This window comes from Trinickia sp. HAY1-2D, assembly GCF_056754935.1.
Window position 1 is genome coordinate 597,589 of sequence record NZ_JBPGWX010000002.1, and the last position, 13,317, is coordinate 610,905.

General features: G+C 65.1%; 12 protein-coding genes. 9 read left to right on the forward strand and 3 right to left on the reverse strand.

Annotation, left to right across the window (positions count from 1 at the left end):
• Positions 1 to 93 precede the first annotated feature (93 nt).
• Together ACR9ZC_RS09790 and ACR9ZC_RS09795 are read left to right on the forward strand one after the other, a co-directional pair.
• On the forward strand, positions 94 to 1,293 hold the full coding sequence (locus ACR9ZC_RS09790; protein WP_481580129.1) for an aminotransferase class V-fold PLP-dependent enzyme: 1,200 nt from the start codon (positions 94 to 96) through the stop codon (positions 1,291 to 1,293).
• Between the two features lie 124 nt (positions 1,294 to 1,417).
• Complete coding sequence (locus tag ACR9ZC_RS09795; protein WP_331568750.1) at positions 1,418 to 1,828, forward strand: GtrA family protein; 411 nt, start codon at positions 1,418 to 1,420, stop codon at positions 1,826 to 1,828.
• A gap of 9 nt (positions 1,829 to 1,837) precedes the next feature.
• Here ACR9ZC_RS09795 and ACR9ZC_RS09800 read toward each other — a convergent pair whose 3' ends face one another.
• Together ACR9ZC_RS09800 and speE are read right to left on the reverse strand one after the other, a co-directional pair.
• Positions 1,838 to 2,578, reverse strand: coding sequence for a 16S rRNA (uracil(1498)-N(3))-methyltransferase (locus ACR9ZC_RS09800; protein ID WP_481580130.1), 741 nt, complete (start codon positions 2,576 to 2,578; stop codon positions 1,838 to 1,840).
• A gap of 72 nt (positions 2,579 to 2,650) precedes the next feature.
• Positions 2,651 to 3,517: a polyamine aminopropyltransferase gene (gene speE / locus ACR9ZC_RS09805; protein WP_481580131.1), complete on the reverse strand. Its 867-nt coding sequence runs from the start codon at positions 3,515 to 3,517 to the stop codon at positions 2,651 to 2,653.
• A 317-nt stretch (positions 3,518 to 3,834) separates the two neighbouring features.
• On the opposite strand from speE, the gene tkt reads away from it, so the two are divergent.
• On the forward strand, positions 3,835 to 5,868 hold the full coding sequence (gene tkt, locus ACR9ZC_RS09810) for a transketolase (protein WP_481580132.1): 2,034 nt from the start codon (positions 3,835 to 3,837) through the stop codon (positions 5,866 to 5,868).
• 99 nt (positions 5,869 to 5,967) lie between these two features.
• A complete protein-coding gene (gap, locus tag ACR9ZC_RS09815; RefSeq protein ID WP_481580133.1) occupies positions 5,968 to 6,978 on the forward strand; it encodes a type I glyceraldehyde-3-phosphate dehydrogenase in 1,011 nt (336 codons plus the stop codon).
• Positions 6,979 to 7,106: 128 nt separating this feature from the next.
• Here the strand turns inward: gap and fur are convergent, their stop codons facing one another.
• The gene (gene fur, locus ACR9ZC_RS09820) at positions 7,107 to 7,535 is read right to left on the reverse strand and encodes a ferric iron uptake transcriptional regulator (RefSeq protein ID WP_173255305.1); all 429 of its coding nucleotides are present in this window, start codon (positions 7,533 to 7,535) and stop codon (positions 7,107 to 7,109) included.
• Between the two features lie 124 nt (positions 7,536 to 7,659).
• Here fur and ACR9ZC_RS09825 point away from each other — a divergent pair, with 124 nt between their 5' ends.
• The 5 genes from ACR9ZC_RS09825 (at position 7,660) to leuS (ending at position 13,255) form a co-directional block, all read left to right on the forward strand.
• Positions 7,660 to 8,412, forward strand: coding sequence for an outer membrane protein assembly factor BamE (locus ACR9ZC_RS09825; RefSeq protein ID WP_331568740.1), 753 nt, complete (start codon positions 7,660 to 7,662; stop codon positions 8,410 to 8,412).
• 34 nt (positions 8,413 to 8,446) lie between these two features.
• Complete coding sequence (gene dapB, locus ACR9ZC_RS09830) at positions 8,447 to 9,244, forward strand: 4-hydroxy-tetrahydrodipicolinate reductase (protein WP_481580134.1); 798 nt, start codon at positions 8,447 to 8,449, stop codon at positions 9,242 to 9,244.
• A 98-nt stretch (positions 9,245 to 9,342) separates the two neighbouring features.
• Positions 9,343 to 10,053, forward strand: a complete 711-nt coding sequence (locus tag ACR9ZC_RS09835; protein ID WP_331568736.1) for a MotA/TolQ/ExbB proton channel family protein — start codon at positions 9,343 to 9,345, stop codon at positions 10,051 to 10,053.
• Between the two features lie 30 nt (positions 10,054 to 10,083).
• Positions 10,084 to 10,512: an ExbD/TolR family protein gene (locus tag ACR9ZC_RS09840; protein WP_331568734.1), complete on the forward strand. Its 429-nt coding sequence runs from the start codon at positions 10,084 to 10,086 to the stop codon at positions 10,510 to 10,512.
• A 148-nt stretch (positions 10,513 to 10,660) separates the two neighbouring features.
• On the forward strand, positions 10,661 to 13,255 hold the full coding sequence (gene leuS / locus ACR9ZC_RS09845; protein WP_481580135.1) for a leucine--tRNA ligase: 2,595 nt from the start codon (positions 10,661 to 10,663) through the stop codon (positions 13,253 to 13,255).
• The last annotated feature ends 62 nt before the right edge of the window (positions 13,256 to 13,317 follow it).

A 13,317-nucleotide genomic window follows, 5' to 3' on the forward strand; every position in this document is an offset into this window, starting at 1 on the left:
TGTGACCGATTGACGGTATCCGACGATACGCCTAGACTGATCCACAGTCAAAGATGTTATTCCGTAATTGTGGAATTGGCAAGGAGGCCACAGATGGATTTCCGTCGCCGTCACGGGCTGCGCCCCGTCATCAACGTATCGGGCACGATGACCGGCCTTGGCGCTTCGATCGCGGTTGTCCCCGTCATCGAAGCCATCGCCGAGGTGCTGCCGGAGTTCGTCGAAATCGACGATCTGCAGCGCCGCGCATCCGCCGTCATCGCGGCGGCTTGCGGCAGCGAAGCCGGCTACGTCACGGCCTCCTGTTCGGCTGCCATCACGCTGACGATCGCCGCGACGATGACGGGCGATAACCTCGCCTTGATCGAGCGGCTGCCGGATACCACGAGTTTGCGAAACGAAGTCGTCGTGCAGACGGGGCATCTCGTCAACTACGGGGCGCCGATCGATCAGGCGATCCGGCTCGCCGGCGCGAAACTGGTCTCTGTCGGTGCCGCCACCGAAGCGCACGGCTATCAGCTCGACGGCGCCATCGGCGAGCGCACGACCGCCGCGCTTTTCGTCGTTTCGCATCACACGCAGCAATACGGGATGATCCCCTTCGAGGAATTCGTCGCGGTGGCTCGCGCGAAGGGCGTACCCGTCATCGTCGATGCGGCCTCCGAGTACGATCTGACGAGTTTTCTCGCGCGCGGCGCCGATGTCGTGCTTTATTCGGCGCACAAGTTCCTGGGCGGCGCGACAGCAGGCATCGTGGCCGGCAAAAAGGCACTCGTGCGCGCGGCCTACTTTCAAAACGGCGGCATCGGTCGAGGCTTCAAGGTGGGCAAGGAGGGGATCGTCGGCGCCATGGCGGCATTGCAAGCATGGGCGCGACGCGACCACGATGCCGTGCGGGCGCGAGAACATGCCTACCTCACGCTATGGCGCGATGCGCTCGCCGGCTTTGCCGGTGTCCGCGCCGAAATCGACCCGGACCCGACCGGCAATCCACTCGACCGGCTCAAGATTCACGTCGATCCGAAAACCGCGCGGATCACGGCCTGGGACCTCGTCGACGCGCTCGCGAAACCGCAGGGCGACGAGCCGCCCGTCATCGCACGCGATCACGAAGCCGAGCATCACTTCTTCTTTCTCGATCCCTGCAATCTGCATCCTGGCGAAGAGGAGATCGTCAAGGCACGTCTCGTTGCCGAGCTCGAGCGTGCCCGCGACGCGAGCGTACCGCGTATCACGCCATTCGCGCAGCGCAATGCGCGTCGCACGGCGAGTAGGCTGAACTGGCCGGATTAGGCGGTCCGAGAAAGCCGCGGCGCAACCTGGCGGCCGCCGCGTGCGCCGCTTAGAGCGGCCGGCCTCGATCGCCCCGCGCGGCCCGTATAATCGGTCGCTTCGACTTTAACGGAGCGGCGCCGCGGTGTTCAGGCAGATTTTCCGGTTCGCCATAGCGGGCGTCCTCGGCTTCATCGTGGACGCGGGCGTCTTATGGATCGCGCTTCGCCTCGGTCTCGGGTATTTCGCGGGGCGCACGGTCTCGTTTTTGGCGGCTGTCTGGACGACATGGCAGGTCAACCGGCGTTTCACGTTTTCGGAGCGAAGCGGCGGCTCGGTATGGCATGAGTGGTGGCGGTACCTTTCGGCAATGTCCGTGGGCGGCTGCGTCAACTATGCCGCGTACAGCGTGGTGGTGCTCACGCAGCCGCGAACCGCGTTTCTTCCGTTTATCGGGGTCGCCGCCGGTTCCATTGCCGGCTTGTTCGTCAACTTCGTGTCGGCCCGCTGGTGGGTGTTTCGACATCGACGGGAACAGCAGCAACCGCACCCCTGACTGCGCGGTCTACCAACCGCCCCACCGCGCGGCGAGCGCGGCCAGGACCGCAATGCCGGCCGTTTCCGTGCGCAGCACGCGCGGCCCCAGCGCAATCGGCGCGAATCCACGTGTCGCCGCGGCGACTTCCTCCTCCGGCGCGAGGCCTCCCTCCGGGCCGATCAGCACGGTCACGGCCGCGCAGGGTGCCCTCGTGGGCAACGCGTCGAAAGGCTGCGCCCCGCGCGGCGAGAGCATCAACCGCAGCTCACCGTCGCCGGGTGCGGCCGGCAGCGCCTCGAGCCACGCCGACAGTTCGCGCGGCGGCTCGACTTGCGGCACGCGATTGCGGCCGCATTGCTCGCACGCGGCCGCAATGAGCGCCTGCCAATGCGCCTGGCGGCGGGCGGCGCGCTCGCCCGCGAGGCGCACGACGGCGCGCGCCGTTCCGATCGGCACGATATGCGATGCGCCGAGCTCGATCGCCTTTTCGATGAGCCAGTCCATTTTGTCGCCGCCGGCGATGCCTTGCGCAAGCGTGATCCGGTAGGGCGGTTCCGCTTCGACGGCGACAAATGCGCCGAGCTCCACGGTGGCCGAGCGCTTGCCCAGCTCGGCGAGCCGCGCATCGTACTGGCCCCCTTGGCCGTTGAATAACGTGAGCGCATCGCCGGGCTGCAAGCGCAGCACCTGGATATGACGGGCGACCTCCTCGGGCAGCGCAAGTAGCGCGCCGGTCTGCAACGGCATGTCGACAAAGAAACGGGGCATGGCGGGTGGCATCGTTCAAGAAAGGCTGCGCAGCGGATGCCCGGGCGCCCCGGTGCGTCGCCTGAGGCGGCCTCAACCCGGCAACTCGGGACGCGCTTTGCGCGAAGCAGCGAGTTTAGCCTCAAGCGCGGCAGGCAATGCGAAGAGCGGGCGATGCAAGGCCGCGCCATAGTATTGGAGACCCTCGATGCGGCGCGCGGCGAGCCGGGCCTCGATCTCGTGCTTGAACAGCGCTGCGGCGTCGAGCGTGTCGCTGGCCACAGCCATGAGCCACTGCGAGCCGTAGAGCGGCACGAATGCCGACATGGTGTCGACGATGGCGAAGTGTTCGCGCAAACCCGCGATGAGCGCGGCGACGCGCCCGGCGTGAAAGTGAGGCGAGCCGAGATGCATCGAAAGCGCCGAGCGGGGCGCCAGCGCCTTTTTCAGGCGCGCGTAGAACTCGCTGGTGTAAAGCGCGGCGGCCGGCGAATCGGGTGGCGTCAAGTCGAATACGACCACATCGAATTGCTCTCTCGTGCGCGCGACGAACTGCGCCGCATCACCGATCACGAGTTCGACACGGGAATCGTCGAGGGCGCCGCGATGCACATCGCTCAGATGGCGCCGCGCCATTTCGACGACGGCTTCGTCGAGCTCGGCCACGACGATGCGTTCGATGCTCGGGTGCATCAGCAGCTGCCGCGCCGCTCCGCCGTCGCCGCCTCCGAGCACGAGCGCTTTTCTGGGTTCCGGATGCGCGAGCGCCGCCGGGTGCACCATACACTCGTGATAGACGAACTCGTCGCCGGCGGAGGTCATCGGCCGGCCGTCCAGCGTGAACAGCACGCCCAGCTGCGGCGTGTCCCAGACCTCGATGCGCTGGTGCGGCGAAGTGACGCTTGCAAGCCGCCGCGCATGTGGGAAACCATAGACGGCATGCGCGGTCGGTCGAAACATGAGCGGGACAGGGGTGCGGGCGGTCACGGGAAGGCGCGGCGGGCGGCGCGTGCAATGAGTCGTCGACCGCTCGATTATAGGTGCCCGAACGCCGACGCGGTACCTGCGCGCGGCCGGCGGGCGGGACGCCGATCGCCCGCGAGGCAGGCCGGCAAAAGGGGGCATCTGTTAGAATGGCATGCTTTGCAGCCCCGTCCGTTTGCTCTATCGATCTGTCCCCGCCGTGCTCGATTCATTCGTGCCCGGGCGGCGCCTTGGGCAGCGAGCAACGGCCTTCAGCACGGCCCCGCTTTCTCGACTCGTTCTCCGGACTCGACATGACGACCTCGTCTCCCGCCCCCACCGCCCTGATGGCGAACGCAATCCGCGCGCTCGCGATGGACGCCGTGCAACAAGCGAACTCGGGCCATCCCGGCATGCCGATGGGCATGGCGGACATTGCCGTGGCGCTCTGGTCGCGCCACCTGAAGCACAATCCGGTCAATCCGCACTGGGCCGATCGCGACCGCTTCGTGCTCTCCAATGGGCACGGCTCGATGCTGCTTTACGCGCTCTTGCATTTGACCGGCTACGACCTGCCGCTCGCCGAACTGAAGAATTTCCGCCAGCTTCATTCGAAGACGCCCGGTCACCCCGAATACGGCATCACGCCCGGTGTCGAAACGACGACAGGGCCGCTCGGCCAGGGGCTTGCGAACGCCGTCGGCATGGCGCTTGCCGAGGCGCTGCTGGCTGCCGAGTTCAACAAGGCCGATGCCAAGATCGTCGACCATCACACCTACGTCTTCCTCGGCGACGGCTGTCTGATGGAGGGCATCTCGCACGAAGCCTGTTCGCTCGCGGGCACGCTCAAGCTCAACAAGCTGATTGCGCTGTACGATGACAACGGCATCTCGATCGACGGCCACGTCGAACACTGGTTCCACGACGACACGCCGAAGCGCTTCGAAGCGTACGGCTGGAACGTGATTCCCCACGTCGACGGTCATGACGTCGATGCAGTGGATGCGGCCATCGCGGCGGCAAAGCGTGCGGACAAGCCCACGCTGATCTGCTGCAAGACCGTGATCGGCAAGGGTTCGCCGAACAAGGCCGGCGGCCACGACGTCCACGGTGCGGCGCTCGGCGCACAGGAAGTCGCCGCCACGCGCGCGGCGCTTGGCTGGACATGGGAGCCGTTCGTCATTCCGCAAGAGGTCTATGCGGCGTGGGATGCGAAGGAGCTGGGCGCGCGCAACGAATCGGACTGGAACGGCGCGCTCGCGCAGTATCGGGCCAAGTACCCGGTTGAGGCGGCCGAATTCGAGCGCCGCGCGGCAGGCAAGCTGCCCGCCGACTGGGCCGCGAAGGCGCAGGCGATCATCGCGGGCGCGAACGAGCGGGCCGAGACGGTCGCCACGCGCAAGGCGTCGCAGCTTGCGCTGGACGGACTCGCGGCGGCGTTGCCGGAACTGCTCGGCGGCTCGGCCGACCTGACCGGCTCGAACCTCACGAACTGGAAGGCCAGCAAGCCCGTGCGCGCGGCCGGCGAGGGCGAAAGCGGCATCGTGTGGGGCAACCATATCAACTACGGTGTGCGCGAATTCGGCATGAGCGCCATCATCAACGGCATCGCGCTGCACGGCGGCTACAAGGCGTTCGGCGGCACGTTCCTGACGTTCTCGGACTACAGCCGCAATGCGCTGCGCGTCGCCGCACTGATGAAGGCGCCGTCGATCTTCGTCTTCACGCACGATTCGATCGGCCTCGGCGAAGACGGTCCGACGCATCAGTCGATCGAACACCTGGCGAGCTTGCGCCTGATTCCGAATCTGGACGTCTGGCGCCCGGCCGACACGGTCGAGACGGCCGTGGCCTGGACGCGGGCCATCGAGCGTCAGAGCCCGTCGTGCCTGGTGTTCAGCCGGCAGAATCTGCCGTTCTCGGAGCGTACCGAGGCCCAGATCGCGAATGTCGCGTCGGGCGGCTATGTGCTGCGCGACTGGGACGATGAGATCGTCGCGCGCAAGATCATTCTCATCGCGACGGGTTCCGAAGTGGAACTCGCCCTGAAGGCAGTGGAGCCGCTTGCGCGCGAAGGCATCGCCGCGCGCGTGGTTTCCATGCCTGCGCCGACGGTGTACGACCGTCAGGACGCCGAATATCGCGAGCGCGTGCTGCCGAAGGGCGTGCGCCGCGTGGCAATCGAGGCAGGCGTGACCGACTACTGGCGAAAGTACGTCGGGCTCGAGGGAAGCGTGGTCGGTATCGACACGTATGGTGAATCGGCCCCCGCCGGCGTGCTGTTCAAGCACTTCGGCTTCACGGTGGAGCACGTCGTCGCGGCTGCGAAGACGGCGCTCGACCAATAAGAGGACGAGAGGGGTCCGACCGCGGGGTCTCGCCCAGCCGCGCCGCCGGACTGTTGGAAAACACAGGACTTTTTTCAGCCCAAGTTCAGGAGAAACAGCATGACGATTCGCGTTGCAATCAACGGCTATGGCCGGATCGGCCGCAATACGCTGCGCGCGTTCTACGAGAATGGCAAGAAGCACGATCTCGAAATCGTCGCCATCAACGACCTCGGTGATGCAAAGACGAACGCGCATCTCACGAAGTACGACACGGCGCATGGGCGGTTCAATTCAGAAGTGGCAGTGGACGGCGATTACCTCATCGTCGACGGCGACAAGATTCGCGTACTGGCGAACCGCAACCCGGCCGAGTTGCCGTGGGGCGAACTCGGTGTCGACGTGGTGATGGAGTGCACGGGCTTTTTCACGTCGAAGGCGAAGGCCAGTGCGCATCTGCAAGGCGGCGCCAAGAAGGTGCTGATTTCGGCGCCGGGCGGCAAGGACGTGGACGCGACGATCGTGTATGGCGTGAACCACAACACGTTGAAGGCCGAACACACGGTCGTGTCGAACGCATCGTGCACGACGAACTGTCTCGCGCCGCTCGTCAAGCCGCTCAACGACAAGATCGGCCTCGAAACGGGTCTGATGACGACGATCCACGCCTATACGAACGACCAGGTGCTGACCGACGTCTATCACGAAGACCTGCGCCGCGCGCGCTCGGCCACGCACAGCCAGATTCCGACGAAGACCGGCGCCGCGGCGGCCATCGGCCTCGTGTTGCCTGAGCTGGCGGGCAAGCTCGACGGCTATGCCATTCGCGTGCCGACGATCAACGTTTCGATCGTCGACCTGTCGTTCATCGCCAAGCGCGACACGACGGTCGAAGAGATCAACGCGATCATGAAGGATGCGGCCGCGGGTGAGCTGAAGGGTATTCTCGGCTACAACGATGCGCCGCTGGTCTCGGTCGACTTCAACCACAACCCGGCTTCGTCGACGTTCGACTCGACGCTGACGAAGGTGGCGGGGCGCCTCGTGAAGGTGTCGAGCTGGTACGACAACGAGTGGGGCTTCTCGAACCGCATGTTGGATACGGCTATCGCGCTCGCCACGGCGAAGTGACGACGGTATCGGGTGCACGCCGCGAGGGGATGCGCCCGTTCGCCGATCGCCCAGATGCAAAGAGCCGCCTCATCGACGGGCGGCTCTTTGCGTTTATGGCGTGCGAGCACCGATGCTCGATGCTGGCCTCAGTGTTTGCGATGAGGGCAGTTTTCCTTCGTACAAGTGCCGTAGAGCGCGAGCGCATGCTCTTGCAGCTTGAAGCCCCGCTCTTCGGCAATCGCTTGCTGGCGCTTTTCGATTTCGGGATCGAAGAACTCTTCGACGCGGCCGCAGTCGACACAGACCAGATGGTCGTGGTGCGTGCCCTCGTTCAGTTCGAACACCGCCTTGCCCGATTCGAAGTTGCTGCGCGAGAGCAGGCCTGCCTGTTCGAACTGCGTCAGTACGCGATATACGGTGGCGAGCCCGATGTCGAGTTGTTCGTTGAGCAAATTGCGGTAGACGTCTTCGGCCGTCAAATGGCGGACCGGACTGCGCTGGAAGATCTCGAGAATCTTCAGGCGTGGAAGGGTCGCCTTGAGCCCGATATTTTTGAGATCGGTCGGATTGGTCATGGCAAGGCATCCCTAGAGTACAATGCAGGGCTCCAATAGTAATGGGTTTTTGCGGTTCCGGTCATCTTCGGTGAAACTCGCGCGGTCTCGGCGCATGCAAAAAGAGGCCCGCTCGGTGGGTGAAATGAGTCCAAATTTTCTTTTGAAGTGTCGGGGGAGCGGCGCGCGCGGCGCGTTCGTTATCGCCGCGGCAGTTGCGCTCCTCGCTGGATGTTCGACCTACGACAGCCTCACGCAGCGCATCGCCCAAAGCATCACGCCGTATCGGATCACCGTCGTGCAAGGCAACTTCGTCTCGAAGGAGGCGGCTGCCAAGATGCACGTCGGCATGACGCGTGCCGAAGTGAAGGCCGCGCTTGGAACGCCGTTGTTGACCGACATGTTCCATGCGGATCGCTGGGACTATTTGTTCTACTTCAAGCGCGGTTCGACAGCCGTCGTGCAGCAGCGCGATTTCGTCGTCAATTTCAAGGACGATGCGGTCACGAGCTGGCAAGGTGGGGACGATCTGCCATCGGAACTCGAGTTGCTTGCCGATATCGACGGCGACAGGCGCGGCAAGAAAGCCAAGGCGGCCCAGGCCGCCGCCGCGAGTTCCGCCGCAGCGGCCTCCGAGTCGGCGGCTTCGGCTGCGGCGGCTGCTTCGGCGCCGGCTGCGGCTCAGTCAGCTTCGGAAACCGCACCCGATGCCAACGCGCAGGCGGCGCAGGCGGCCAATCGCGCCGTCAATCAGACGAGTTCGGCTCCGGCGGTGCGCTCGGGCGTACCCGGCACGGGCGCTCCGTCCGGCGCCTCGCCGCAATTCCAATTCCACCGCGAGCCGCCGCCGGCCAAGCAAAACGAGAGCGAGCCGGTTGGCCCCACCAACTCGCAGTGAGTCCTATCGTCATAAGAGTGAGCGCTGAGTGCCGATGAAAATCGCCATTGCAGGCGCATCGGGCCGGATGGGCCGGATGCTGATCGAAGCGGTGTTCAACGATCCCGATGCGGTGCTCGCTGGGGCGCTCGGCCGTCCGGGCGCGGCGGCGCTCGGTGAGGACGCCGGTGCTTTTCTGGGCAAGAAGACGGGCGTCACGCTGTCCGATGACGTCGATGGCGTGCTGGCCGGTGCCGATTGTCTGATCGATTTCACGCGCCCCGAAGTCACGATGGCGCATCTGGACGCGGCGCTGCGGCACGGCACCAAGCTCGTGATCGGTACGACCGGCTTCGACGAAGCGCAAAAAGAGGCGCTCGCGCGCGCGGGCGAAAAGATCGGCATCGTGTTCGCGGCCAACATGAGCGTCGGCGTCAATGTGACGCTGAAGCTGCTCGAATTCGCGGCGCGCCATTTCGCCGAGGGCTATGACATCGAAATCATCGAGGCGCACCATCGGCACAAGATCGACGCACCGTCGGGCACCGCGCTGATGATGGGCGAGGCGGTGGCGGGCGCCCTCGGCCGCAAGCTCGAGGATTGCGCCGTCTATGGCCGTCACGGCATAACGGGCGAGCGCGATCCGTCGACGATCGGGTTTTCTGCGATTCGCGGCGGCGACATCGTGGGCGACCATACGGTATTGTTCGCCGGTACCGGCGAGCGTATCGAGATCACGCACAAATCGGCAAGCCGCGTCTCGTACGCACAAGGCGCGCTGCGCGCCGCACGGTTTCTCGCCGAGCGCGGCACCGGCTTTTACGACATGCGCGACGTGCTCGGCTTGCGGTAATCGGGCTGCGTGCGCGGAGGCGGCCGGCCCCGGCAACCCCGCACTCCCTGAGCGAGGCGAGGTCGGCGCGGTCGATGGCAAACGCGACAGGAAACGCGATGGCAACTACCGGCGTAATGCACTATCTGCAAACGGGCGATGCCGTGACACACGGCGTTGCCTATCTGCTGCTCGCGATGTCGGTCGCGAGCTGGTGCTTCCTGCTCGTCAAGGCCTGGATGCTCGTGCGCGCCAAGCGCCAGGGGCCGCGGTCGGTGGCGCTCTTCTGGCAATCCGCGACACTCTCCGATGCGGTGCTCGCCCTGCGGGCCGTCGACAAGGAACGCGTGTTCACGCCGCTCGCCGTGGCGGCACTCGAAGTCTCGCAGGCGCATGGCGCGATGGGCACGACGGTATTGCTCGCGCGGGTCGACTTCGGCGAGCGCGTGACGCGCGCGCTGCGTCAGGCGCTGCTCGTATCGCAGCGCAGGCTGGAATTCGGCCATGTGCTGCTGGCGTCCATCGGCAGCACTGCGCCCTTCGTCGGTCTGCTCGGCACCGTGTGGGGGATCTATCACGCGCTCGGCAGCATCGCGGCCAGTGGGCAGGCGATGATCGAAAACGTCGCGGGGCCTGTCGGCGAGGCGCTCATCATGACGGCATTCGGGCTCGTGGTCGCCATCCCGGCCGTGCTCGGCTATAACATCCTGGGCCGTTTGCAGCGGCAGGTGTCCGAGGATCTCGACGGTTTCGCCCGCGATTTGCAAGCCTATGTCTGCGCGCCTGAAAAGGAAGCGCGCCGGCTGCGCGACGCGCAGCTGCAGTCCTAGCTCGAGCAGGCGCTAGCCCGGGAGAAGCGCATGGCATTCGGCGGATTCGATTCGAAGCAGGACAGCGCGCCGATGGCGGACATCAACATGACGCCGCTCATCGATGTGATGCTCGTTCTGCTCGTCATTTTCATCATTACGGCGCCGTTGTTCACGCACGCGATCCGGCTCGATTTGCCGAAGGTCTCGTCGGCGCCGGCACGGCAGACCCCGCAGACGATCACGCTCTCGATCGACGACGCTGGGCACTTTTACTGGGATGGCAAGCTTCTCCCGCTCGCAGCCTTGCGCACCCGGCTGATGGCGGCCGGCAAGTCGCCGCAGCCGCCCGATATCCATCTGCGCGCCGCACGCGCCACGCGCTACGACGTCATTGCCGAGGTCATGGCGGCGGCACAGGCGGCCGGGCTCGAGCGCATCGGCTTCGTGACCGAGCCGCCCGCTGCTGCAAATCCCTGAAGCGATACCGGCGGCCGTAGCATCGAACGGTATAATCGACCCTTTCTCCGCGCGCACGGTAATGGCATCCGCCACCCGAGCGCGCGTTTCGCCTGCGCGGGCGCGACAGCACCGGCCAGCGCGACGACCGCCAAGCCCTGACCACGCCATGCAAGAAAAGTATTTACCCGCCGATATCGAAGCCGCCGCCCAGGCAGACTGGCGCGCATCCAATGCGTATCTGAGCGCGGAAGATCCGGCCAAGCCGAAGTTCTATTGCGTTTCGATGTTGCCATATCCGTCGGGCAAGCTGCACATGGGGCATGTGCGCAACTACACGATCAACGACGTGATGTACCGCTATCTGCGGATGAACGGTTACAACGTGCTGATGCCGATGGGGTGGGACGCGTTCGGCATGCCTGCCGAAAACGCGGCCATGGCCAACGGTGTGCCGCCGGCCAAGTGGACCTACGACAACATCGACTACATGAAAAGGCAGATGCAGTCGATGGGGCTGGCGATCGACTGGTCGCGCGAAGTCGCCACTTGCAAACCCGAGTACTACAAGTGGAACCAGTGGCTGTTCCTGAAGATGCTCGAAAAGGGCATCGTCTACAAGAAGACGGGCACGGTGAACTGGGATCCCGTCGATCAGACGGTGCTCGCGAACGAGCAGGTGATCGACGGCCGTGGCTGGCGTTCGGGTGCGCTCGTGGAAAAGCGCGAGATTCCGATGTACTACATGCGCATCACGCAATACGCCGACGAACTGCTCGGCGATCTCGACGGCCTGGGCTGGCCCGAGCGCGTGAAGATCATGCAGCAGAACTGGATCGGCAAGAGCTTCGGCGTGAACTTCGCTTTCCCGTACGAACTCGACGGCGAGAAGAAGCAATTGCGCGTATTCACGACGCGGGCCGATACGATCATGGGTGTGACGTTCGCCGCCATCGCGGCCGAGCATCCGCTTGCCACGCGGCTGGCCCAGGACAAGCCCGAGTTGCAGACCTTCATCGACGAATGCAGACACGGTGGCATCGCCGAGGCCGACGTCGCGACGATGGAAAAGAAGGGCGTGCCCACGGACTTTTTCGTCACTCATCCGCTCACCCATGAGCGCGTCGAAGTCTGGATCGGCAACTATGTGCTGATGGGCTACGGCGAAGGTGCGGTGATGGGCGTGCCGGCGCACGACGAGCGCGATTTCGCGTTCGCGAAGAAGTACGGCTTGCCGATCAAGCAGGTGATCGCCAAGCCCGGTTGCGACTATTCGACCGAGGCATGGCAGGATTGGTACGGCGACAAGGATGGCGTGAGCTGCATCGACAGCGGCAAGTACGACGGCCTTTCGCATGAAGCGGCTGTCGATGCGATCGCTGCGGATTTGAAGGCGCTCGGCCTCGGCGACAAACAGGTGACCTGGCGCCTGCGCGATTGGGGTATTTCGCGCCAGCGCTACTGGGGCACACCGATTCCGATCATTCATTGCCCGGCCTGCGGCGATGTGCCGGTGCCGGAAAGCGATCTGCCCGTCGTGCTGCCCGAGGACCTCGTGCCGGACGGCACGGGCAATCCGCTCGCCAAGTCGGCGGCGTTCCTGGCGTGCCAGTGTCCGAAGTGCGGCGCCGATGCGCGGCGCGAGACGGACACGATGGATACGTTCGTCGATTCCGCCTGGTACTTCTCGCGCTACCCGTGCCCCGATGCGCCTACGATGGTCGACGCGCGCACCGATTACTGGATGCCGATGGACCAGTACATCGGCGGGATCGAGCATGCGATCCTGCATCTGCTTTACTCGCGATTCTGGACGAAGGTCATGCGCGACATGGGCCTGGTCAAGTTCGGCGAGCCCGCGAAGAATCTGCTCACCCAGGGCATGGTGCTCAACGAGACCTTCTACCGCGAGGATGCCGCGGGCAAGAAGACCTGGTACAACCCGGCCGACGTCACCGTGTCGCACGACGACAAGGGCCGTCCGATCGGTGCGACGCTCAACACCGACGGTCAGCCGGTCAGTCTCGGCGGCGTCGAGAAGATGTCGAAATCGAAGAACAACGGCGTCGATCCTCAATTGCTCATCGATCAGCATGGCGCCGATACGGCGCGACTGTTCACGATGTTCGCGGCGCCGCCCGAGCAGCAGCTCGAGTGGTCGGGCTCCGGCGTCGAAGGCGCGAGCCGCTTTTTGCGTCGAGCCTGGTCGTTCGGCCACGCGAACCGCGAAAGCCTTGCCACGCGCGAGACGTTCGATGCGGCGACGCTCGGCGAGCCCGAGAAAGTGTTGCGGCGCGAGATCCATGGCGTACTGAAGCAGGCCGATTTCGACTACCAGCGGCTGCAGTACAACACCGTCGTTTCCGCCGCGATGAAGATGCTCAACGCGCTCGAAGCGGCCAAGGGCGCGCGTGCCCCGGTGCTGCGCGAATGCTACGGTGTGTTGCTGCGCGCGCTCTATCCGGTCGTGCCGCACATCACGCACGTGCTCTGGGGCGAACTCGGCTATACCGCGGAATTCGGCCCGCTGCTCGATGCGCCGTGGCCGAAGGTCGACGAGCAAGCGCTCGAGCAGGCGAACATCGAACTGGTGTTGCAGATCAACGGCAAGGTCCGCGGTGCGCTGACGATCGCCAAAGACGCGCCGCGCGAAGCCATCGAGGCTGCCGCGCTTGCTCACGAGATGTTTGCACGCTTCAGCGAAGGCAAGCCGGCGAAGAAGGTCGTCGTGGTGCCGGGCCGGCTCGTGAATGTCGTCGTTTGACGATCTGACGGTTCAACTCGTGCTTCGGGCGCACCGGAACGCCGTCGGCGCCCGTGCGAACA